General features: G+C 66.7%; 19 protein-coding genes and 1 tRNA gene. 10 read left to right on the forward strand and 10 right to left on the reverse strand.

The window, feature by feature from the left end; translation table 11 throughout:
- Positions 1-72 precede the first annotated feature (72 nt).
- Positions 73-149: transfer RNA gene (locus AB4Z00_RS24200), tRNA-Met, on the forward strand.
- A gap of 604 nt (positions 150-753) precedes the next feature.
- Here AB4Z00_RS24200 and AB4Z00_RS24205 read toward each other — a convergent pair.
- On the reverse strand, positions 754-1,920 hold the full coding sequence (locus AB4Z00_RS24205) for an acyltransferase family protein (RefSeq protein ID WP_442047549.1): 1,167 nt from the start codon (positions 1,918-1,920) through the stop codon (positions 754-756).
- 299 nt (positions 1,921-2,219) lie between these two features.
- Between AB4Z00_RS24205 and AB4Z00_RS24210 the strand changes: the two genes are divergently transcribed.
- From AB4Z00_RS24210 to AB4Z00_RS24220, 3 genes are all read left to right on the forward strand, one after another.
- Positions 2,220-3,002 (forward strand): DeoR/GlpR family DNA-binding transcription regulator, encoded by a 783-nt coding sequence (locus AB4Z00_RS24210; protein ID WP_442047550.1) that lies wholly within the window; start codon positions 2,220-2,222, stop codon positions 3,000-3,002.
- A 15-nt stretch (positions 3,003-3,017) separates the two neighbouring features.
- The gene (locus tag AB4Z00_RS24215; RefSeq protein WP_442047551.1) at positions 3,018-4,160 is read left to right on the forward strand and encodes an MFS transporter; all 1,143 of its coding nucleotides are present in this window, start codon (positions 3,018-3,020) and stop codon (positions 4,158-4,160) included.
- 149 nt (positions 4,161-4,309) lie between these two features.
- Entirely contained in the window at positions 4,310-5,449 is a 1,140-nt protein-coding gene (locus AB4Z00_RS24220) for a BamA/TamA family outer membrane protein (RefSeq protein ID WP_442047552.1), read from the forward strand.
- A 30-nt stretch (positions 5,450-5,479) separates the two neighbouring features.
- Here AB4Z00_RS24220 and AB4Z00_RS24225 read toward each other — a convergent pair whose 3' ends face one another.
- Positions 5,480-5,944 (reverse strand): outer membrane beta-barrel protein, encoded by a 465-nt coding sequence (locus AB4Z00_RS24225; protein ID WP_442047553.1) that lies wholly within the window; start codon positions 5,942-5,944, stop codon positions 5,480-5,482.
- A 122-nt stretch (positions 5,945-6,066) separates the two neighbouring features.
- Positions 6,067-7,149, reverse strand: a complete 1,083-nt coding sequence (locus AB4Z00_RS24230) for a Gfo/Idh/MocA family protein (protein WP_442047554.1) — start codon at positions 7,147-7,149, stop codon at positions 6,067-6,069.
- A gap of 301 nt (positions 7,150-7,450) precedes the next feature.
- On the opposite strand from AB4Z00_RS24230, the gene AB4Z00_RS24235 reads away from it, so the two are divergent.
- Together AB4Z00_RS24235 and AB4Z00_RS24240 are read left to right on the forward strand one after the other, a co-directional pair.
- Positions 7,451-8,260: a sugar phosphate isomerase/epimerase family protein gene (locus tag AB4Z00_RS24235; RefSeq protein ID WP_442047555.1), complete on the forward strand. Its 810-nt coding sequence runs from the start codon at positions 7,451-7,453 to the stop codon at positions 8,258-8,260.
- Between the two features lie 140 nt (positions 8,261-8,400).
- Positions 8,401-8,955 (forward strand): nuclear transport factor 2 family protein, encoded by a 555-nt coding sequence (locus AB4Z00_RS24240; RefSeq protein WP_132268953.1) that lies wholly within the window; start codon positions 8,401-8,403, stop codon positions 8,953-8,955.
- Between the two features lie 48 nt (positions 8,956-9,003).
- On the opposite strand, the gene AB4Z00_RS24245 is transcribed toward AB4Z00_RS24240, so the two are convergent.
- The 3 genes from AB4Z00_RS24245 to AB4Z00_RS24255 all read right to left on the reverse strand — a co-directional run bounded on the left by AB4Z00_RS24245 (position 9,004) and on the right by AB4Z00_RS24255 (position 11,652).
- Positions 9,004-9,870 (reverse strand): SDR family NAD(P)-dependent oxidoreductase, encoded by an 867-nt coding sequence (locus AB4Z00_RS24245; RefSeq protein ID WP_132268952.1) that lies wholly within the window; start codon positions 9,868-9,870, stop codon positions 9,004-9,006.
- A gap of 13 nt (positions 9,871-9,883) precedes the next feature.
- Entirely contained in the window at positions 9,884-10,306 is a 423-nt protein-coding gene (locus AB4Z00_RS24250; protein ID WP_442047556.1) for a nuclear transport factor 2 family protein, read from the reverse strand.
- 152 nt (positions 10,307-10,458) lie between these two features.
- The gene (locus tag AB4Z00_RS24255; protein WP_442047557.1) at positions 10,459-11,652 is read right to left on the reverse strand and encodes a sulfotransferase family protein; all 1,194 of its coding nucleotides are present in this window, start codon (positions 11,650-11,652) and stop codon (positions 10,459-10,461) included.
- A gap of 305 nt (positions 11,653-11,957) precedes the next feature.
- Between AB4Z00_RS24255 and AB4Z00_RS24260 the strand changes: the two genes are divergently transcribed.
- From AB4Z00_RS24260 to AB4Z00_RS24270, 3 genes are all read left to right on the forward strand, one after another.
- Complete coding sequence (locus tag AB4Z00_RS24260; RefSeq protein ID WP_442047558.1) at positions 11,958-13,130, forward strand: DUF1214 domain-containing protein; 1,173 nt, start codon at positions 11,958-11,960, stop codon at positions 13,128-13,130.
- Between the two features lie 45 nt (positions 13,131-13,175).
- Complete coding sequence (locus AB4Z00_RS24265) at positions 13,176-14,351, forward strand: hypothetical protein (protein ID WP_442047559.1); 1,176 nt, start codon at positions 13,176-13,178, stop codon at positions 14,349-14,351.
- A gap of 227 nt (positions 14,352-14,578) precedes the next feature.
- Positions 14,579-15,208 (forward strand): TetR/AcrR family transcriptional regulator, encoded by a 630-nt coding sequence (locus tag AB4Z00_RS24270; RefSeq protein WP_442047560.1) that lies wholly within the window; start codon positions 14,579-14,581, stop codon positions 15,206-15,208.
- A 77-nt stretch (positions 15,209-15,285) separates the two neighbouring features.
- On the opposite strand, the gene AB4Z00_RS24275 is transcribed toward AB4Z00_RS24270, so the two are convergent.
- The 3 genes from AB4Z00_RS24275 to AB4Z00_RS24285 all read right to left on the reverse strand — a co-directional run bounded on the left by AB4Z00_RS24275 (position 15,286) and on the right by AB4Z00_RS24285 (position 18,258).
- Positions 15,286-16,293, reverse strand: a complete 1,008-nt coding sequence (locus AB4Z00_RS24275) for an alcohol dehydrogenase catalytic domain-containing protein (protein WP_442047561.1) — start codon at positions 16,291-16,293, stop codon at positions 15,286-15,288.
- A gap of 34 nt (positions 16,294-16,327) precedes the next feature.
- The gene (locus AB4Z00_RS24280; protein ID WP_165921497.1) at positions 16,328-17,170 is read right to left on the reverse strand and encodes an SDR family oxidoreductase; all 843 of its coding nucleotides are present in this window, start codon (positions 17,168-17,170) and stop codon (positions 16,328-16,330) included.
- 191 nt (positions 17,171-17,361) lie between these two features.
- On the reverse strand, positions 17,362-18,258 hold the full coding sequence (locus AB4Z00_RS24285; protein WP_442047562.1) for an SMP-30/gluconolactonase/LRE family protein: 897 nt from the start codon (positions 18,256-18,258) through the stop codon (positions 17,362-17,364).
- Positions 18,259-18,506: 248 nt separating this feature from the next.
- On the opposite strand from AB4Z00_RS24285, the gene AB4Z00_RS24290 reads away from it, so the two are divergent.
- Entirely contained in the window at positions 18,507-19,388 is an 882-nt protein-coding gene (locus tag AB4Z00_RS24290; protein ID WP_442047563.1) for an AraC family transcriptional regulator, read from the forward strand.
- 10 nt (positions 19,389-19,398) lie between these two features.
- Here AB4Z00_RS24290 and AB4Z00_RS24295 read toward each other — a convergent pair whose 3' ends face one another.
- On the reverse strand, positions 19,399-21,294 hold the full coding sequence (locus AB4Z00_RS24295; RefSeq protein WP_442047564.1) for a BCCT family transporter: 1,896 nt from the start codon (positions 21,292-21,294) through the stop codon (positions 19,399-19,401).
- Between the last annotated feature and the right edge of the window lie 22 nt (positions 21,295-21,316).

A 21,316-nucleotide genomic window follows, 5' to 3' on the forward strand; every position in this document is an offset into this window, starting at 1 on the left:
GCCGGGCCGGCACCGCCCGGAACAGACAACAAAACACGCTTCAAGGCTGACACGCTCAGCCCTCAATGGTGACGCGGGGTGGAGCAGCCCGGTAGCTCGTCAGGCTCATAACCTGAAGGTCGCAGGTTCAAATCCTGCCCCCGCAACCATGAACTTACCTCCCATACACACGCACACAACAGCCCGGGCATGGGCGCGCCTTGGCGCCGCTCGCGCGGCAGCAGAACCCGAGAGGCGCGGAGCACGCCGCAGGGACGTTACCTCGCGCGTGCAGCTGGCTATACGCGCGACGCGCCCGGCAACTGGACCTCGTCCTTCCAAGCTCATCATCTCCAGAAGATAGCCCCGCACGCGCCGGAGAATCCTCGGAGGCCCGGATCGCATCGACTCCATCGCAGGCTTTGCGAATACGTGCGATCATGCTGCCATGACTGACGAACAGTCTGTTGATACCGCAGAAAGTCAAAGCGGACGTAGGCGCTGGCCCCTAATCCGTCGGTCCCACGCTCCGAGGAAGGCGGCATGGAGGCATAGATCTATGATTCCGAGGCCGGCGGGAAAGAGACTTTCAACATTGCCGAACCCTGCTGGGGCTGCACACATGGCTCAGGGTTGTTCGAGAGCAGCGAAGCGGCACATCGCTGATGCTCCAGCAACACTTTCCTGGATTCGCCTCGGTCTGACGAAGACCGGATGGCCTCTTCACTTCATCATACTCACGCCAGGTTCCGTGGAGGGCGTCCTTTGCAGCCGTCAACTGCGCCGGAGCCATACCTGCCGCAGTCGGCGGCGGATGGGTTCGTCCCAGAACCTGGACGCGGCCCAGGCCACCGCCAGCAGCAACGGAACCAGTGCCAGGCCGATGACGGTCATGCGCGCATCGGACGGCTTGTCGTTGGCGACGTAGTTCATCCAAACATAGAGGAACGGGAAGTGCGTGATGTAGAGCGGGTAGGAGATGCGCCCGCTGGCTTTGCAGAGGCCCATCATGCCTCGGCCTGCCTCAGAATGGCTGCCGGCGTGAACGATTACCGGGAACAGCAGCACGACACAAAGCGCTTCGAACAGGCCGTTCATGGAAACGCCGGCCATGGGTGCCAGCGTGGGGGCCGCGGTAATGGCGGTCATGAGCGCCGTCAGCGGCAGCCAGCCCAGCCGGATCGAGGGAAGGCTGGCTCTGACCCGATAGAGCCAGAGGCCCGTGACGAACGGGAAGCACAGCCGCACCGGCGCCATCCAGAATGAAGGCCATGCCGACCCCTGGTCGATGCTGCCCAGCATGGTCGTGCAGACCACCAGCAGCGCGCCGCTGAGCACGGCCAGAATCCCCAGCGAACGCGTCCCCATGTGGCGCAGCGCGAAGGCATAGGCGATGTTGCCGATGTATTCCTGAAACAGACTCCAGCACGGGCCATTGAACGGATGGGTGTCCCCCCAGCGATTGGGCAGCGAGGGTGACGGCAGCAGCAGCAGCCCCAACGACAGGGCGAGCAGCAGGTCTCGCACCGGAACGTTCTGCGCGGCGCCCGCGAAGGGATCCACCAGATAGCTGACGAGACCAAGCGCGCTGCCGAGTATGACTAGCGGGTGCAGGCGGATCAGCCGCAGGGTCATGAACTGGCGGGCCGTCATCTGCCCCCAGCGATCGTCGTAGGCATAGCCGATCACGAAGCCGGAGAGCATGAAGAAGAAATCGACGGCGAGGATGGCGTGGTGCAGGATGATGCGCGCGCCCTCCCATGCAACGGTGATACCCTGGATATGGAACAGGACCACCAGGATCGCCGCGGTGCCGCGCAATCCGTCCAGAACTTCGAAATGCGCCTTGCCGGTGGCCGTGCGGTCGAGCCTGGGTGCGTTTTGCGCCTCATGCCGGGCTTCCGGTGTTGCCGTAAGCCGTGGCCTTGCCAATCGATCCAACTTGTCCGCTCCCGCAGTCGCTTTTCTTGTTGCGGCGGGACTGAGTGATTTACCGTTAAATCACAAGAGCCTTTTTCAGCCCGATCCGCGATCCGCGCGCGGTTTGGCATGAAGCGCCAAGCTCCTGCAATGCCCGGCATTCGGGCCACCGATGGAGAGATGAAACGGCCATAGCGCTCATTATGCGGGCTTCGCGGTCCTGCGGGCAGAGCCAAGGCGGCGAACAGAATTGCACGTTATTGCATGATTTATTCTCGTTTGTGCTGGTTTTGCACCAGCCGATCCTGTAGGCCGCGCTTATGACGAAAGAGATTCCTTCCGCCCGGCGCGAACTGATCGCGTCTCGGCTTCTGGCCGGGGAAGCCGTCAGCAGTACGGCGCTTGCCAGCGAATTCGCGGTTTCCGAAGATGCGGTGCGGCGCGATCTGCGGGCGCTGGCGGCGCAGGGCACATGTCGGCGGGTCTATGGCGGTGCCGTGCCCATAGGCGCGGGCAGCACCCCGATCGCAGCGCGTTTGAGCGAGGACTCGGAAGAGAAGCGCGCTCTGGCCAGGGCGGCGATGACGCTCATATCGCCGGCAAGCTTCGTTTTCATCGACAATGGCAGCACGAATGTGCTGGCCGCGGAGTTCCTGCCGGACGATGCCGAACTCTCGGTCGCGACCAATTCCGTCCATGCGGCGGCAAGGCTGGCGACGCGCCAGGACGTGCCCTTCGTGCTGCTCGGCGGCGGCGTGGATCTGGCGATCGGCGGCTGCGTCGACGGCACGGCCATCGAAGCCTTGTCGCGTCTGAACATCGATCTTTGCCTGCTGGGGGCCTGTGCGGTCTCTGCGGAGCGCGGCGCCAGCGCTTTCGACGCGGCCGATGCGGCGTTCAAGCGCGCGCTTGTCGGGAGAAGCCGGTGCACGGTCGTGCTTGTTTCGAACGACAAGCTGACCGCAACGGCGCCGTTCACGGTTGCCGATCTGGACAGCATCGACCACATCGTGCTGTCCCACGACGCCCCCTCCTCCCAGGTTGCCGAGCTTGAGCGGGCCGGGGCAAAAATCCTGCGCGCTGCGGCCCCGCAGGCGAATTAACGGAAATCACCGATCATGACACACGATGCCGCCTCCCGGTTTGCGACCCGTGCTGCCTTTCTCGTGGCCGGCTTCGGCCTTGCCTGTTGGGCCCCGCTCGTCCCGTTGGCGAAGGCGCGCCTTGGCGTGAGCGATGGCACGTTGGGGTTGCTGCTCCTGTGCCTGGGACTGGGCTCGGTCGCCGCCATGCAACTTGCCGGCCCGCTGACCTCGCGCATGGGCGCTCGTCCGGCGGTGATCGTCGGCGGCGCGGGGCAGGCGGTGCTGCTGCCTTTCCTGGCCTATGCGCCCGGCGTCGGATCGATGGCGCTGGCCTTGCTGCTGTTCGGGGGCTTTCTTGGCGTGATCGAAGTGGGCATGAACGTGCACGCGGTGGAAGTCGAGAAGCGCGCCGATCGTCCGCTCATGTCGGGTTTCCACGGACTCTTCAGTGTGGGCGGCTTTGTCGGCGCATCGATGATGACGCTTGCGCTTTCGGCCGGACTGGCGGCGGTGACCGGCGCGATCGTCGCCGCGGCGCTCATGATCGCGGCGCTGATCCTGGCGGCGCCTCGATTCATCGCGACGCCCCGCGCGCAGGAGGCACCGCTCCTTGTCGTGCCGCGCGGCATCGTCGTCCTGCTTTCTCTGCTGGCCGCGCTCACTTTCCTGACCGAGGGCGCGATCCTCGATTGGGGCGCGCTCCTGCTGAGCGGCAAGGGGCTGATGCCGGCAGCGCAGGCGGGCATCGGCTATAGTGTCTTTGCCGTAGCGATGACGTTCGGCCGCCTGACCGGCGATGCCGTGGTAGCGCGGCTCGGCGATCGGCGCACAATGTTCTGGGGCGGACTGCTCGCCATTGCCGGCTATGTCGTGCTGCTGACAGCGCCGGTCGCGCCGCTTGCTTTCGCGGGCTTCCTGCTGATCGGTCTTGGCGCATCGAACACGGTGCCGGTGCTGTTCCGACTGGCCGGGGCGCAGAAGGCGATGCCGTCGGGCTTGGCCATCGCCTCGGTCACGACGGTGGGCTATGCCGGTATCCTGGTCGGCCCGGCCGCCGTAGGCTTCGTGGCGCAATGCATCGGACTGCCGAACGCCTTCTGGATCCTTGCAGCGATGCTGCTGCTGGTGCCGCTCTGCGCCGGCCTTGCCACTGGCCCGGCTTCGCGCGGGTCCTGATCGGGCGGCCCTGAACTCGGGGTAAGTGCCCATTCCGGCGACCCGGGAATACAGCCATTCTCGAAAGCGAAATGGCCCCGCCTGCTTCCTTGTCCGGCTCACCCGGCGGCGCGTCCTGCGGTAGCCGGGAGCCGTGGCGGCGGCTCTGGATGACGGCGCTGCTCCTGCCCCTGGGGCTCACTTTTGTGACCGGGACCGCCAGCGCCGCCGGTCCGAACGACCAGATGGACGAGATCGACGAGCAGGCGACCGCGGTGGCCGAGGCTGCCAGGACCGGCACCGGGAAGAAAGGGGACAAGGACGTGCTGGCCGTGCCCTTGCCCATCACCAGCCCGGTGCTGGGCGTCGGCCTCGTCGTGGCCGGCGTGGTGTTCTACAATCCGAACGGCGCGCCTTCGCCCTGGATCAGCGGCGCCGCGGCGATGAAGACCAACAACGACAACTGGCTGCTGGGCGGCTTCCACAGCATGTCGCTGGCAGACGACCGCTTTCGCTTCACCGCCGCCGTCGGTGCCGGCAAGCTCGTCACGGACTACTACGGAACCGGCGACGCTGCCGGAGACCGGGACGTTGCCGCCCAACTGGACGAGAAGACCGTCGCGCTGCGGCTGCAGCCCCAGATGCGGGTGCTGCCCGGGCTCTATGCCGGCGTGCGCGCCCTGGCCATGCATGTGAAAGTGAACCCGCGGGATGCGGACCCGGCCTTTCCGGATCTGGCCATTCCCCAGGACCAGCGCAACAGTACCCTCGTCCAGCTCGGCCCTGCCGTGACATACGACCGGCGCGACGACAGCCTGAACCCGCGGCAAGGCGCATTCCTGCATGCCGAATGGCTCTGGGGGATCAAGGCGCTGGGCAGCGATTACAAGGGCGGGAAATTCACGGCGGGCGCCAGCGTCTACGTTCCCTCGGGCACCAGGACGGTCTGGGCGTTCCATGCCGGTCTCTGCGATGCCGCGGGCGATCTGCCTTACTTCGACTTGTGCCTCTATGGGCAGAAGAACGATCTCAGGGGGTACAAGGCCGGGCGCTACCGCGACGGCATGAGCTGGGCACTTCAGGCGGAATGGCGGCGGCACTTGTTCGGCCGCGTGGGGATGGTGGCATTCGGCGGGATCGGCGGGATCGCCCCCAGTCTTGCGCAGCTTGGCAGGACCGATTTCCTGCCGGCCGGGGGCGTCGGGCTGCGATTTCAGCCTTCGCGGGCCACCAACATCAACCTTCGGCTCGACCTTGCGGTGGGGAAGGATTCGCAGGCCGTCTATCTCGGGATTGCCGAGGCCTTCTAGCGCCTGGCCCGCGACGTCCGCCAGATGGCGTCAGAACATCACGCCGAGACCCAGGATCCCCACATTGGCGTTCGGTTCGCCATTGCCCACGAAGAGGTGCTTGAATTCCACTTTGGCATAGAGCTTTTCGGTCAGGTTCTGCTCCCAGCCGGTTCCGAGCCCGACGGCATTGCCGCAGTCCCGGCAATCCTTGGACTGCCAGTTCAGGCCCACGAAGACTTTGCTTTGCGGCAGGACTTCCGCTCCGGCGCGGCCGCCGATACCCCAGGCGACGCGGGTGCCGTCCGTCAGCAGCTTCTCGGCCGTGCCTTCGACGCCGACGAAGAAGGTCTCGTTCAAATCGACATCGTAGCCCAGGGCCACGCCGGTGATGGCATCGGTGTCCTCGTCGTTCCAGTTCACGCCGCCCGTGACTTCGACATAGGCCTCGTCGGCCCATGCGGGCGTGCCGGCGAGCATCAGGAGGAGAGCGAAAGGAACTGCTGCGCTGCGCATGTTTCGGAACCGTCCATGGGATTGGCGGCCCCAACCCTAGCAGCCCTGTTTGGCGAACGATCTCGGGGTTTCCACCGCTATCCGGGCAGACGATGCCCCACCCCGGCTAATCGCGGGGGTGTTCACGCCAGCGTTTGCAAGGCGCCGCCCTGCGCTGCGGAGGCGCGTATGGCGTCCATGATCCGCATGCATTCCAGGCCGTCTCGGAATGTCGGCACCGCCACGCCGCCCGCCTGGGCCTGGCCGGTGATCCGCGCTTTCAGCGCCTCGGCGAGGCGGGTGAAAGGCGCCAGTTCGAACGGCGCGGCACGACCGGACGAGGCCGGATCGGACGGGGCGGGATCGGACGGGGCCGGAGCCTGCGGGAGCGCCAGTTCGGGGGGCACCTCAAGCTGGCGGGTGCCGCTGCTGTCGGCCAGGAACACTTTGCCGCCATCGATCCAGACGGTGCCTTTCGACCCCGCGCAACGGCAGAGGCTCGCCGGTTGGCCCCAGGCGCCCGCCGATTGCTGCATCGAACCTTCGACACCGCTCTTCGTCACGAAGCGCACCGAATAGGAATCCTCGGCCACGTCCTTTCGGTCGGACACGGTCAGGAGGTTCGCGCTCAGCGCATGGATGTCGCCCAGCCAGGCGCGGACCTGGTCGATCAGATGGGAGCCCCCGGCGCCCAGCCAGCCGCCACCGGCCTCCGCGTCGAACCACCAGCGCGGGAGCCGGGCGGCAGGATCCGCGCAAAACGGAATGAACTGGTCCATGACCAGGAAGCGCGGCTCGCCGATCAGGCCGTCCCGGATGGCCTGGCCGAACAGCGCCCGCTCGGGCAGCCAGCGGAATTCGTGCGAGACCATGTGCACGATCTGCCGCTCGTCCGCGGCGTCCAGAAGGGCGGCGCCTTCGGCCGCATCCAAGGCGAAGGGCTTTTCGCAAAGAACATGGCATCCGCGGGCGATGGCCCGGTGGGCCAGGCTTGCATGCGTGTCGGGCGTGGTGGCGATCGTCACCACTTCCGCGCCGGTGGCGGTGATCGCTTCGTCGAGATCGGTGAACCAGGCGGGAACCCCGCTGTCGGCGGCCTTGCGGGCGAGCCTTTCCTCGTTCCGCCCGACCAGCGCGGCGACTTCGAACCCAGCGGCGCGCAAGGCCGGAACATGAATGCGGCAGCCGAAACCGGTGCCGACGACGATGGCTGGGATGGTCTTCATGCACGATTCTCCGCGGAGCGGGCCGGCTCCGTAGTCTTGACGCCAGCGGCGCATTTCCGCCGCCGATTGTTCACAAGAAAGTGCGCACTGTCGATGCCGGGCAAGCCGGATCCACCGCGCTCGCGGCGCTATTCGCCGGTGCGATGTCTCCCTTGCCGCGGTCAGGGCGCTTTACCTCGGCCTGTTTCACCGCCACCCCGGAAGGCCGCCAAGGCAGTCGGCGCTCTCATGGAGCGGCGCCTGCCTTTCACCTCCGCAGCGGCGCCGGGCGGTCCGCTGCGCACGCTCGATCGGGACCAGGATGCCGCCGGTAAGTCTTGAATTCGTCAGCACCTTTGGACTGCCGCCCGTCGAGTCCGTGCAACTGGCGGCGCGGCTCGGCTATCAGCATGTCAGCACCGTGCTGGAACCGTTCCGCGAGAGTCTGGAGGGGCACCCGCATTTCTCGCTGCGCAGCGACGCGGCGCTGCGGCGGGACCTGCTGGCAGCGATGACCGACACCGGCGTCACGATTGCCTCCGGGGAAGGCATCGCCGTGCTGCCCGGCCGCGATGTTCGGGATCTCTACGCCGGGGACCTCGAAATCATGGCCGAACTGGGCATTCCCAGGATCAATGTGGTGAGCCTCGATGCCGACCTTGCGCGGACATTCGACCAGCTTGGGCGGCTGAGCGAAATGGCCGGTTCCTTCGCCATCGAAACCCTGATCGAATTCGTCCCCATCTTCCCGATCCGCGACGTGGAGACGGCGATGCGCGCGATCCGCCATGTCGGCCGCAGGGATTGCCGGCTCACGTTCGACATGATGCATTTCTTCCGCACCGGCGGGCGAACGCAGGACATTGCTGCAATCGACCCGCACGCGATCGGCTATATCCAGCTATGCGACGCGCCCTTCACGCCGGTCATCGCGGACTACATGGAAGAAGCCGTGTGCGAGCGGGCCGTGCCCGGGGAAGGCGAATTCCCCCTGGCAGAGGCGCTCGCACAGCTTCCCACGGACCGGGTGGTGGGGATCGAGGTGCCGCAACGATCGGCAGGCGCTGCCGGGGTCTCCCTCGATGCCAGAATGGCGCGCTGCCTGGCGGCGGCACGCCGGCTTCTTGCATGAGGAGCGGCCGGGAAATCCTTCAACGCCCAAGCGATGGTTGCGTGCCGGGGCTGCACCTGCGCCGATGTCCGGCGGGCGGAAATTGACCCTGCGCGCGCCGCTGAGCTAAACATCCGTTCAACAGTGGAGAGGTGCCGGCAATGGATCTGGAAAGCGAAGTCGCGGCCCTCAGGCGCAGCGTGCAGCACATCAGGGACCGGCAGGAGATCCTCGATGTCATCGTCCGGGAATCGCGGGGGCGGGACCGCCACGACGAGGCGCTGACGGCAAGTTGCTACTGGCCCGAGGGTGCGGACGAACACGGCCCCGTGCCGCTGCCCGCAACGGAATATCCGGCGAAGGCCAATCGCGGGCATGCTGCGATGTTCGCGATGAACCAGCACAACCTGGCCAACCATTCCTGCGAGATCGACGGCGACACGGCTTATTGCGAGACTTACGTCATCGGCACCCTGCTTTCGCACGACGGCCTGACCTGCACGATGGCGGCGGGTCGCTACATGGACCAGATGGAGCGGCGGGACGGCGAGTGGCGGATCCTGTGGCGTCGCTCGACGGTGGAGGCCGCGATGCAGGGCGATGCCTCGTGGTTGCAGACCCCGGCCGTGAAGGGCTTCCTCAAGGGACGGCGCGACCGGGACGATCTTTCCTACGACCGCCCGGTCGCAGTGGGCGCGGCGGGTACGCGCTGGTGAGGCGCGCACCGGTGAAGGGGGCTGGGAAGGCTGCCCTCCTGCCGGAAATCAGCGGATAATCAGGGGGTGGTGGCGATGCGGCGCCACCTTGTGGGTATCGCGGTATGACGGCGGTTGGCGGCCGCCCTCGTCGGTCAGCCCGTATCGCACGGCCATTTCGGCCCCGATCACGGTTTCTCCGTTGAGCGCGGCCAATTCGGGATCGTTGTAGAGCGCCCAGATCACATGGCCGGTAAATTCCGGGGTTTCGATCTGGCCGCGAAGATAGCCGTACTTTTCCGGATCGGCGGCGATCATGGCCAGCAATCTGTCGGTCGCCAAAGCCCCCATCCAGATCGACAGGGCCGCGACGCGGGTACCGGCCGCCTTGAAGTCCACCGCCATGTCGAAGGCCATCTTGTCGATCCCGGCCTTGTGCGCGCCATAGGCAGGCCCCATCGCGTAATGCGCGGCGCCCGAGGCCGAGGTGAAGACGATCAGCCCATGGTCCTTCGCGGCCATGCCCGGCGCCGCCAGCCAGCTCGCCACGTAGCTGCTGCGTATCCCGACATCGATCATGTCGGCAAGTTTGCGCGGCTTTTCCCAGAACTGCCCGGGCATGGACAGCTCGTCATAGACGGCGGCGGCATTGTTGACGAGAATGTCGATCCGGCCTTCGTCCGCCAGGACCTGATCGAACAGCGCTTCCACCTGGGTGTCGTCGCCATGATCGCAGCGCACGGCGATGCCCTTGCCCCCGGCGCGCGTCACCGCCTCGGCGGTTTCGTAGATGGTGCCGGGCAAGGCATGGTCGCCCTGCCGTTCCGACCGGCCGGTGACGTAGACGGTGCATCCGTGGCTGCCCAGCGCTATGGCAATCCCGCGTCCGGCACCCCTGCTGGCGCCGGTGACGATGGCGATGGTCCGCTCTGTCATGTGCCGTTCTCCCTCAGGCCGCGCGACCGGCCAGCGAGGCTGGCTGCCCGATGGGGGTATAGGCGCGGTAGGTAAAGCGCCATTCGCCGCCCTCCCGCACAAGGCGGTCGGTATAGAGGCCGGTCATCGTCATGCCGCTTCCGGATTTCAGCGCGATGGTCTCCAGCACGGTGGAGAGCACGCTGGCGCCGTCCTGCGTGAAGGCGATCGGGCCGATTTCGTTGAAAGGCGTGACGCTGCGGAAATCGGTCCAGGTCGCGGTCCACATCTGCTCCAGCGCGGCATGGCCGGCAACTTCGAACTGGGGCGTTTTCCAGGTGGCGTCCGCGGACCAGCAGTCCAGCCAGTCGGCGCCGTCCTGGCGGACGACGGCCATGGCATAGCGCCCGTAGACTTCGCGGATGAGCAGCCGGTCTTCGATCCTGCTATCGGACATGTCCTGCGTTCTCCCGTTCCCGCCCCGGCCTGCGCGGTGTCCGCCGATTTGCGAGCGGGCGGCGGGCCTTGTCAATGCGGGCATCCCAGAGCGCGCAGGGGCGATGCCAGAGGCCGGGACCGGGCCCTTTCAGGCGGCGGCTGGCGGCGCCGTCAGCGGGCCTTCTCCAGGAGATCGTAGCGCTGGATATAGTCGCGGAACGGTTCGCGGGCCTGGTCCGCGGTCATGCCGAAATCGGCGATGTCATACTTGTGCGTCCCGCGCGCGAGTTCGGGTTTTTCCGCAATCCGCTTGGCCAGCCCCGGCCGGAGGGTTTCGGGAATGTCCATGTCGATGAAGGCGTAGATGCGTTCGAGGACGGCCATCGGATCGGCATGGAAATCGGCATGGACGACATCGAGGACCTGCCCGGGAAAGCGGCTGCGAACCCGCTGGGCCTTCTCGACCGCCTCGGCCCACTTGGCCACTTCCCGGATCAGCATGTTTTCCGACCGCTCCTGCCGGCGGCCCTCTTCGAAGAGCGGGTGAAGGTTCGCCATGAGCGACACGAGCGAGGGGATCGCCTTGCCGGGATCGCGGTGCGTCTGGATGATCCTCGCATCGGGGAACACCGCAAGCAGCAGGTCGAGGTTCTCGATATGCCCCGGGTTCTTGAGCAGCCACCGGCGATGCGGCTCGTTGCTGCCGATCAACTGCACGCAGGCGCGGAAGTAATCGTAGGAGGCCGCTTCGGACTGGCTTCGCCACCAGGCGTCGTAAGTCTGCGCGGAGGGCCCGGCGCAGGCCAGGATGTTCGAGGTGAAGCCGTGCCACAGGATCATGCAGCATTCGTGGACTTCCTCGGCCGCGCGGAAATGAGCGGCCTGGTGATCGGGCGCGGCGGCGTGCTGGGCATCGATGCCGGCCATGGTCTTGCGGAACTGCGGATAGTCGGCCCAGGTCTCGATCGGCGGGCGGGGCATCGGGGAATCGATCAGCCAGGTCTGAAGCCCCTGGAAGCGGGGGTCCACGGCCATCAGGCGGTGCAGCGCCGTGGTGCCGGTGCGCGGAACGCCGGTGATGACGACCGGGCTCACCACCGGATGGCGGTCGAAACCGGGATGCTGTTTCATCGCGCGATAGGCATGCGCCCGGCCGCGCAGGATGGCCACGATCTGGCCCCAGGCCGCGCGCCGTCCCTGTTCGTGAAAGCGGGGGTCGTAGTCCATGGCATGAAGGTAGGCATTCAGCCCGGGGCGATAATCGTCCGGGCCGAAGTCGCTGCTGCCGATCTCCGCGGCGACGAGTTCGTGCAGGGCATCGCCGGCATGGCGGAATGCGCTGGGGGGATCGTACGTCAGGTCCATTCGAAATCATCCTCGCCCGCGGCCGTTCTTGCGCGAGGCACCATGTTCGATCGGCGATTCAAGACAGTCAAGACTATCTAGCTTGGCCGGGCCGATATCCTGCCTGCGATGTGGCGGGGCTGCTCCCGCCAGAAGACTTGCAGCGCCGCACTATGACAGTGCATGCTGTCCTCGGCGCGATGCCCGGCCCGACGCGGTGCCGGGACGGCCGCACTCGACGGGACCGGACAACCGGACGCTTTCAGCAGAAATCCATGCCGCGAAAACCCTCGGGTGGGCGCGGAGGGAATGGGTGAGGATATCGTATGGGTCCTTCAATAGAACCGCTCGCCAGCTACCTGGCCCCTCTCGAAGAAGCGGCCGCGGAGCTGGCGAACACCTGGCACCCGGAAGACCCGGCCTATCGGGCGGAAGTCTGCCGGCAGGCGCTGATGAACCTGTCCTACGGCTATTTCGTCCATTTCAACGCCGATGCCGAGCATCCGGACTGGAGCCCGCTCTACAACCCGGTGTTCCTGTGCCAGCCCAATCCCGACGACATCTACCTCTTCAGCCCGCTGCGCGATGACCTGACCTACCGCGTCAGCGGCGACAGGGGCACCGTGAGCAAGCTGATCTTCGTCACCCAGCGCGGGATTCCCGGCACGCTCGAAACGGTGGGTGAATATGGCGCGGCCAGCAGTTTCGACGATTCGGACTTCACCGTCGGTCCCGACGGGCGGATCGACATCGTGTTCAGCGCCGTGCGGCCCGAGGGATACGAGGGCGACTGGTCGCAGCTCAAGAGCGGGGCCGACTGCATCTTCGTGCGCTATCGCATGATCGACTGGAGCTGCGAGGTCGATCCGCAGCTCACCATCGAATGCCTGGACGAAGTGGCGATGAAGCCGCGTCTCTCGCCCGAAGCGATCGCCGCGCGCCTGGGGCGTCAGGCCGCGGTTCCCCGCAACCAGAACCGGCTGTTCTACACGATGCAGAACGAGATCCTGGAGGCGGTCGGCCAGAACAGGATTCATCCGGTGCGGCTGCCCGGCCTCGACAAGCAGCTCTACTGGCCCGCGGTGTTCTCTTTCGAGGAGGACGAGGCGCTGATCGTCGAGACCGAGATGCCGGCGGTCGCGCGCTACTGGAACATCCAGCTCAACGACCCTTTGTTCAACGCGGTCGAATATGTCTACCGGCAGAGCAGCCTCAATGGATCGACCGCGATCATCGACGGCGACGGCAGGCTTCGCATCGTCATCGCGCTGACCGATCCCAGCGTGCACAACTGGCTGGACCCTGCGGGCTATACCGAGGGAACGCTTTACGGGCGCTGGTACGATTGCTCCAGCCTGCCGATCCCCACCATCACGACCGTCAAGCTGGCCGATCTGAAGGCGCACCTGCCGCCCGGCACGGCCACGGTTTCGCCCGCCGAGAGGGAGCAGGCCCTGCGCAGCCGCGTGCGCGCCGCCCAGCGCCGGCGCCGCTGGTAAGGCCCTTCCGCCCCCGAGACCGACCATTCCGACTGGAGACGCATTGTGGCCACCAAGACAACCTCGATCCTGGATTACCTGGGCGATCTCGATCAGGCGGTGGACAATCTGGCGATGAGCTGGCGGCCCGAAGACCCGGCCTATCGCGCCGATGTCTACCGCCAGACGATGACCAGCCTGTCCTATGCCTATTTCATGTATTTCCACGCCGATGCCGAGCATCCCGACTGGGCGCCGCTGTGGAACCCGGTCTTCACGCTTCAGCCCAACCCGGACGATATCTATGTGCAGAGCCCGATCCGGGGGGACTTGCGCTACCGGGTCTCGGGCAATCGCGGGACCTGCCGCATCCTCTCGTTCACCACGCAGAAGGCGCTTTCGGGCACTGTCGACGAGATGCCCCGGCCCAATGGCCATAACGAGGTGGATTGCGACGATCTGGGCATCGGACTGGGCGAGGACTTCGAGATCCTGTTCAGCGCCGTGCGGCCGGAAGGCCATGCCGGGCACTGGGCGCCGATCGATCCGGAGGCGCGGGGCATGTACTTGCGCTACCGGATGTACGACTGGGAGAACGAGAGCGATCCGCAGCTCTCGATCGAGTGCCTGGACCCGGTTCCGCCCAAGCCCCGGCTCTCGCCCGAGGATATCCTGGCGCGGATCGGCGAGATGGCGCGCTTCCCGGCGCGCAAGACGAACCTCTACTACCCCATGCAGAACGGCGTGAAGGACCGCGTGGGCTTCAACGTCTTCGAGCCGGTCCGCATGCCCGGCGCGCTGGTCAAGCAGGTCTACTGGCCGGCCTGCTTCCAGCTCGCGGAAGACGAGGCGCTGATCATCGAGACCGAGATTCCCGAACGGGCGCCTTACTGGAACATCCAGCTCAACGACCCGCTCTTCAATGCGCTGGAATATGTCTACCGGCTGTCCAGCACCAATGGCGCCATGGCCAGGCTCTCGTCGGACGGACGGTTTCGGGCGGTGATCGCGCTGACCGACCCCGGCGTGCCCAACTGGCTGGACCCGGCCGGCTACACCGAAGGCGGCATCTATGGCCGCTGGTACGATTGCAGCGCGGAGCCGACGCCGACGATCCGGCGCGTCAAGCTGGCCGAGCTGCGCGATCACCTTCCCGAAGACACGCCCCATGTCACCCCCGCCGAGCGGCGCGAAGAGATCGCCCGGCGCGTGCGGGCCTGCCAGCGCCGCCGGCGCTGGTAATGCCGCGCCTTGGCGCCAAGAATGGCCAGCGCCGCCGGCGCTGGTGAAACCGCGCCTTGGCGCCGAGAGTGGCCAGCGCCGCCGGCGCTGGTAATACCGCGCCTTGGCGCCAGGAGTGGCCAGCGCCGCCGGCGCTGGTGAAACCGCGCTTTGGCGCCAGGAGTGGCCAAAGCCGTGGCGGCGCTATAGGACGGCCGCAAGTGAGGCGGTGTTTGGCGGAGCAGAGTTTGGGCAGGCAGAACGACAGGCCGCGGCAAAGGCGCGCTCCCGCGCAAGTTCGGGAGGAAATTCTCCGCGCCGCGGAAGCGGAGTATTCGCGCTATGGTTTCTCGGGCGCCACCACGGCGGCCATCGCGGCGCGCGCCAATACGACCGAGACGCAGATCTTTCGCTACTTCAGCTCCAAGGCCGAGTTGTTCCGCGAAGCGATCCAGCGCCCGTTGGACAGCCACCTCCAGAACTTCATGTCGAACGTCTCCGCCGCCAGCAGCGATGCACCGCTGGAAGCGCAGGCCAAGACCTATATCGCCGAGTTGCAGGACTTCATCGCCGAGCACCAGCGCATGTTCCTCTCGCTCATCATGGCGGAAACCGGGAAGAGCGGCGAAGTGCAGGGCATGGCCGCGGTCGATGCCCTGCACGACTATTTCGCGCGCGGCGCCGAAGTCGTGCGCGGCCGTACCGGGGGCACGGACAAGCTGCCGCCCGAACTGATGGTCCGCATCAGCTTCGCCTCGCTGCTGGGCTGCGTGCTGTTCAAGGACTGGCTCTATCCCGAAGGCATGGCCGACGACGAGACCCTGCGCGCGGCGACCACGCGCTTCGTGATGGACGGGATCTACGCGGACCCCGCGTAGCCCTGGGCGTCGATGGGGGGTGGGACTGCGGACCGGATCGGGTCCGGTCCCACGCTATTCTGTCTCACGCCATCCTGTCACGTCATCGTGACGTGGACCTTGGTTTCCTCGTTCGGGCCGCGCAGCATCGCCATCGTCTCGGGCAGGGCCGTCAGCGGCACGGTGCTGGTGACGATCGCCTTGGGGTCGACGTGGCCCTTGTCCATCTGGTCGGCGATGTAGAGGAATTCCTTCATCGAATAGCCGACCAGGAACTGCACGTTCACGCACTTGTAGGAGGCGAGGGCGGGTATCACCGGGTCGGGCGAGGTGCAGAAGCCCAGCGAGACGACCCGGCCGAACGGCCCGGCATGCAGGATCGCCTTGCCCAGCATCCCTTCCGCGCCCACGCATTCGAACACGACGTCCGGCACGCCGCCGAGCGCTTCCCTCACTTCGCCCATTTCGTCGTTTCCATAGGGAATGAAGCGGTCGGCGCCCATCTGCAGCGCCAGGTCGGCGCGGCGGGCGGAACGGGACATGACGACGATCCTGCCCGCGCCAAGACGCCGCGCCCAGTAGATCGCGTAGAGCGCCACGGTGCCGCCGCCCAGCACCACGACCTTGTCGCCGGGCTGGATCCGCGCGTGCTTCACGCCGTAGAGGCTGATCGCCATCGGTTCGATCAGGGCGCCGTCGGTGAGCGTGAGGACGGACGGTAGCCGGGTGGCCACGGCGGCCGGCACCCGCGCCAGTTCGGCAAAGCCATGCATCGCGCTGCCGGGCGAGGCCTGGCACAGCACGTTGTTCTGATGCGCGCAGCCCGGGCACTCCCCGCAGGCGACCGAGGGCAGCACGGCGATGCGGTCTCCGATCGCCAGGGTGGAGACGCCCGCGCCAAGCGCGACGACTTCGCCGGCATATTCATGGCCGAACTGCGAACCCGCGCCGAAATCCCAGCCGGCGCCCTTGGTCATCGACAGGTCCGTGCCGCAGATGCCGCAGCGGCTGACCCTGATCAGCACTTCGCCGGGCGCGGGCTCCGGATCGGGCAATGTCTCGATGACGACAGGCTGGCCCTGCCCGGGATAGATGGCCGCTTTCACGAATGCGTCTCCATGGTTGTCACCGCGATCGCGTTCAGGCGACCTCGCCTTTCATGAAGGCGGGATTGATGGCGCCGGTGAACACGCCGCTGGCGAAGCCCTGGTCGGTGTAGAGGAAGCTGCCGGTAACCGCGCCGTTGAGCGGACTGTTGAGCAGGACCAGCGGCCAGGCCTGATCTTCCGCCGTGGCCATGCGCCCCAGCGAGGGATAGGGCCAGGCGTCGAGAAAGCCTTCCGGCAGCAGCTTTTCCTGCTCGTCCATGAAGGCGGTGCGGGTGGGACAGGGGCCGATCGCATTGAAGCGGATGCGCCGGGCATTGCCGTATTCGACCGCCTTGTTGGCGACCCAGACCACCAGCATCTCCTTCGAGCTGGTATAGCCGTCGCGGACGCGGGCATCGGGATCGGCCTCGCACCAGGCATAGGCTTCGTCCGGGTCGGAGATCGCCAGCATCTCCAGCGACTGGGCGAGGTTGCCCTGCCAGCCCATCGCCGCATCGGAAGAGATCAGCGCGATCCCGCCGCCGTCGCGGACCGAGGGCAGCAGTTCTTCCACGAACAGACGCGTGCCTATGTAGTTGACCCGCATGCAATACATCGGCCCCTTGATGTGCGGCGGCAGGCCGGCGCAAGGGAACACGAAGTCTATCGGCGCTTCTGCCGCCAGCGCGGCGGCGGCGGCGCGGACCTGGTCGAAGTCGGAGAGATCGCACTGCCGGAAGCTGAGGTGCGGCACTTTGGGCGGCTGGATGTCGACGATGTGCACTTTGGCGCCGAGTTCGCCGAGGATGCGCGCGACTTGCTCGCCCATGCCGGACGACCCGCCGGTGACCACGACTGTCCTGTCCCGATATCCCAGCCCGTCGAGGTTCTGCATGCTCAATCCCTTCGCCATGGTCCGGTCCGATCGCGCTGCTGGAGCCGGACTCGCCTTGTGTCCTGACCTATCACCCCGGCGCGCCGTGCAGAAGGTGGATAGCGCGCACTATCCTGTTTCGCAGCATCCCGAGGGCCCCGAAACCGCTGCGGCGATGCCCGCCGACAGCCGCGGCGCCCCGCCCGAAACGCTCAGTCCAGCCTGAAGCGCGGCAGGTCCAGCTTGAGACCCGGCGTGTCCGAACGACCGCGATAGAGGAAGGAGTTCCGGGCAGTGATCTCGCCCCCTTCCTTCAGGGTGTCGCCGCCATCGGCAGGTACGGAATTGACGTAGACGTCGCGCATGTCGGCGCCCCCGAAGCGCACCTGGGTGATGGCGCCGCCCGGGGTGGGACAGTCCGCCAGCCGGGTACCGTCCGGTGCGAGGCGGGTGAGGGCATGCGAGCGGAAGCCCGTGATCCAGAGGTTGTGATCGGCGTCGAGGGCCATGCCGTCGGCATCTTCCTTGTCGAGGATCATCCGCCGGTTGGACACGGTGAGGTCGTCCGCCACGTCGAAGGCCCAGGTGCCCCGGAACGTGTCGTTGCAGTAGAGGCGCCGGCGTCCGGCATCGAACATCAGGCCATTGGTGAAGCCGATGTCCCCGGCGACCTGGATGACTTCGCCGGAAGCGGTCATGCGATAGATCGCCGTCGGCCGGGCAGGTTCGCCCTTGATGACGCTGGCGATGTCGAGCGTGCCGAAGAACAGCCCGCCCCGGCCGTCCGGCGCCATTTCGTTGATGCCGTTGATCGGCTGGCCGTCGATTTCGCGCAGCAGCCAGCCCGATCGCCCGGTTTCGGGGTGGTTCCACATGATGCCGCCCTCGCCGGTGGAGAGCACTGCGCCATCGGCGTTCATCGTCACGCCGCCGGTCCACCGCCGATCGGGGTTGAAGGACGCGACCCGGGTGCCGTCGGGCTTCACGCCGTGGATGCCGCCGGCAATGACGTCGCTGTACCAGACGATGTCGCGCAGATGGTCGATCGCGAGGCCCTCGATGTAGGTCCCCGCCGCTATCCTGTCGAATGCCTCGATTGCCGCCTGCATCGATTGCCTCCTCCCGCCGGCCGTTTGATCGGCCCTGTCTTCCCGCCGGGCAGGATGTTGGCCGCGCCATATCCTGTCAAGGCGGAGGCGGGCCGGCGGCGACCAAGCGGATCAGCGCGCTGGGGCATGGCGGGGAGGCCTGGGGGCACTTGCCCGAATCCCGCCGCCGATCCATGCCGAAGCGCAAGATCGGTCGAGCAGGTGTCCGCGATCCGTGGCTAACGGAGGGCGTCACGGAGGAAGGAACGATGAAGGCGGCGCTCGATACCTACCATGCCCGGATGCTGCGGGCGCTGGACCATATCGACCGGCACCTCGACAAGGCGCTGGACCTCGAAACGGTGAGCCACGTGGCCGCCTTTTCGAAGTTCCACTTCCACCGGCAGTTCACGGCCATGTTCGGGATCTCCGTCCATCGCTATGTCCAGCTGGCCCGCATGAAGCGCGCCTCGCACCGGCTGGCCTATCGCGAGGGGCAGAGCGTGACCGATATAGCACTGGATGCCGGTTACGAGGCGCCGGACGCTTTCGCCCGCGCGTTTCGGCAGAGGTTCGGGCAATCGCCGTCCTCGTTCCGCAAGAGCCCCGATTGGGCGCCGTGGCTTTCGGCCTTCGAGCCTCTCGACACAGCCAGGAGCAAGTTCATGCACAGGACATTCACGCAGGAAGACGTCGTTATCCGCGAGGTGCCGAAGCAGTTGGTGGCGATCATGGAGCACCGGGGCGACCCGGCCGGGTTGGGAGGCACCATCCAGCGCTTCATCGCCTGGCGCCGCCGCGCCGGTCTGCATCCCTCCAAAAGCGCGACATTCAATATCTGGCGGTCGGAGCGCCGCCCCGCCGCACCGGCCGATTATGGCATCGACCTTTGCGCGGGCATCGAGGGGCCGGTCGCGGCCGATGGCGAGGCGGTGCGGATCGGCGAGATCCCCGGCGGCCGCTGCGCGGTGCTGCGGCAGGTCGGCCGGACGGATAACCTGGAGCCGGCGGCGCTCTTTCTCTATCGCGACTGGCTTCCCGGCAGCGGCGAGGAAGTCCGCGACTTCCCGCTCTATTGCCAGCGCCTGCGCTTCTTCCCGGAAGTGCCGGAGCACGAAGCGGTGGCAGAGCTGTTCCTGCCGCTGAAATAGCGCGCGCGGTTCAGACGGCAGGCCGCCATCGTTCGAGCTGGGTCAGCACGTCATTCACGATCTGCTGTTCGGTAAGGCCGGTAAGGTCGCGGTGGCGCTCGGTGGCGACCTGCCCCGTCAGCATCCAGGTCAGGCTGCGGCGGCCTTCCGAGGCTTCCAGCGCGGTATAGGCGGGCAGGGGGCGCGACCGGGTGCCCAGGCTGTAGACGAACCGGCTCTCCGGCCCGAACGTGATGGTGAGCGCGGCCTGCCCCTCGCCCTCGGTGACATGGCTGTCGGCCCAGCCTTCCGCCAGCATGGCTGCGCAGACGGATCGCAGCGCGGGGGCGCCGCGCTCCGCCAGTTGCCGGACGATCTGCGCCTTGCTGGAAGGCACGAAGAGGCGTTTGAGCCTTTCGCTGACGGTCGCGGGCTCGTCGTCGGAAATGGTGATGCCGGCAAGGTCGGCGCTGGTCTGGCGGACCAGCCCGAAGGCGAGCAGGATCATCACGAAGCAGAACGGCAGCGCGGCCAGCAAGGTGGCGGTCTGCAAGGCGCCCAGCCCGCCGGCGATGAGCAGCGCGGTGGCCGTGGCGCCCAGCAGCAGGCACCAGTACATCCGCTGCCAGCGCGGCGTATCCTCTTCGCCGCCCGATGCCAGGGTGTCGATCACCAGAGCGCCGGAATCGGCCGACGTGATGAAGAACACCGCCACCAGTACGATCGACAGGGTGGAGGTGAAGCCGGAGCCGGGAAGATACTCCAGGAACTTGAACAGGGCGGTGGAGAGGTTCTCCTGCACGACATGCGCGATCTGGCCGCCGGCAGTGCCGAGGTCGAGCGCGATGGCGGAGTTGCCGAACACCGTCATCCACAGGAAGGTGAAGGCGGTGGGCACGAAGAGCACGCCGATCACGAATTCGCGGATCGTGCGCCCGCGCGAGATTCGCGCGATGAACATGCCCACGAATGGCGACCAGGCGATCCACCAGGCCCAGTAGAACAGCGTCCAGTCCGCCATCCAGGCTCGCGGCTCATAGGCATAGAGCTTGAAGCTGCGTTCGAAGAAATGGTCGAGATAGAGCCCGAAGTTCTGCACCAGCGCGCGCAGCAGGAACAGCGTCGGCCCTTCCGCCAGCACGAAGAGCATGAGCAGCACGGCCAGCGCCAGGTTCAGTTCGGAAAGCCGCCGCACCCCCCGGTCCGCGCCGCTGAGCACGGATAGCGTCGCTGCGCCCATGACCAGGACGATCACGCCCACTTTCATCGTCGTGTTGTCGGGCAGGCCGTAGTTGTAGGCGAGGCCGGCGGTCATCTGCGAAACGCCGAAGCCGAGCGAGGTGGAGACGCCGAACACCGTGCCGCAGACCGCGAAGATGTCTATGGCATCGCCGATCGGCCCGCGGATGCGCTTGCCCAGGATCGGGTAGAGGCCGGACCGCAGCGTCAGCGGCAGGCCCTTGCGATAGGTGAAATAGGCAAGGCTCAGGCCCACCAGCGCGTAGATCGCCCAGGCATGGACGCCGTAGTGATGGAACGTGATGGCCATCGCCTCGCGCGCGGCGTCGATGGTGCCGGGCTGTGCTTCGGGTGGGGCACTGTAATGCTGGATCGGTTCGGCCACTGCGAAATACATCAGCCCGATGCCCATGCCGGCCGCGAAGAGCATGGCCAGCCACGATACGTAGGGGAAATCGGGCTCGGCATCTTCCGGGCCGAGCTTCAACCGGCCGGCCGGGCCGAAGCCGAGCGCCAGCACCACGACCAGGAAACCGACGACCGCGGCGATGTAGAGCCATCCGAACGTGTCGATCGCCCAGCTTTGCGCGGCCTTGAAGACCAGGTCGGAGGCGCCGGGGGCGACCAGGGCGGCAGAAAGCATGGCCAGGATGACAGCGGAGGCACCCCAGAATACCCGCGGGTTCATTCGGCTTTCGATCATGGTTGCC

Origin of the sequence: Novosphingobium sp. YAF33, from assembly GCF_052113265.1 — a bacterium.
In the GTDB taxonomy this organism is placed as follows: Bacteria; Pseudomonadota; Alphaproteobacteria; order Sphingomonadales; family Sphingomonadaceae; genus Novosphingobium.

Excerpts from the sequence above, each read along its gene's own strand:
- AB4Z00_RS24210 (WP_442047550.1), top strand. The coding sequence starts at position 2,220 with ATGACGAAAGAGATTCCTTCCGCCCGGCGCGAACTGATCGCGTCTCGG.
- AB4Z00_RS24215 (WP_442047551.1), top strand. The coding sequence starts at position 3,018 with ATGACACACGATGCCGCCTCCCGGTTTGCGACCCGTGCTGCCTTTCTC.
- AB4Z00_RS24220 (WP_442047552.1), top strand. The coding sequence starts at position 4,310 with ATGACGGCGCTGCTCCTGCCCCTGGGGCTCACTTTTGTGACCGGGACC.
- AB4Z00_RS24225 (WP_442047553.1), bottom strand. The coding sequence starts at position 5,944 with ATGCGCAGCGCAGCAGTTCCTTTCGCTCTCCTCCTGATGCTCGCCGGC.
- AB4Z00_RS24230 (WP_442047554.1), bottom strand. The coding sequence starts at position 7,149 with ATGAAGACCATCCCAGCCATCGTCGTCGGCACCGGTTTCGGCTGCCGC.
- AB4Z00_RS24235 (WP_442047555.1), top strand. The coding sequence starts at position 7,451 with ATGCCGCCGGTAAGTCTTGAATTCGTCAGCACCTTTGGACTGCCGCCC.
- AB4Z00_RS24240 (WP_132268953.1), top strand. The coding sequence starts at position 8,401 with ATGGATCTGGAAAGCGAAGTCGCGGCCCTCAGGCGCAGCGTGCAGCAC.
- AB4Z00_RS24245 (WP_132268952.1), bottom strand. The coding sequence starts at position 9,870 with ATGACAGAGCGGACCATCGCCATCGTCACCGGCGCCAGCAGGGGTGCC.
- AB4Z00_RS24250 (WP_442047556.1), bottom strand. The coding sequence starts at position 10,306 with ATGTCCGATAGCAGGATCGAAGACCGGCTGCTCATCCGCGAAGTCTAC.
- AB4Z00_RS24255 (WP_442047557.1), bottom strand. The coding sequence starts at position 11,652 with ATGGACCTGACGTACGATCCCCCCAGCGCATTCCGCCATGCCGGCGAT.
- AB4Z00_RS24260 (WP_442047558.1), top strand. The coding sequence starts at position 11,958 with ATGGGTCCTTCAATAGAACCGCTCGCCAGCTACCTGGCCCCTCTCGAA.
- AB4Z00_RS24280 (WP_165921497.1), bottom strand. The coding sequence starts at position 17,170 with ATGCAGAACCTCGACGGGCTGGGATATCGGGACAGGACAGTCGTGGTC.
- AB4Z00_RS24285 (WP_442047562.1), bottom strand. The coding sequence starts at position 18,258 with ATGCAGGCGGCAATCGAGGCATTCGACAGGATAGCGGCGGGGACCTAC.
- AB4Z00_RS24290 (WP_442047563.1), top strand. The coding sequence starts at position 18,507 with ATGAAGGCGGCGCTCGATACCTACCATGCCCGGATGCTGCGGGCGCTG.
- AB4Z00_RS24295 (WP_442047564.1), bottom strand. The coding sequence starts at position 21,294 with ATGAACCCGCGGGTATTCTGGGGTGCCTCCGCTGTCATCCTGGCCATG.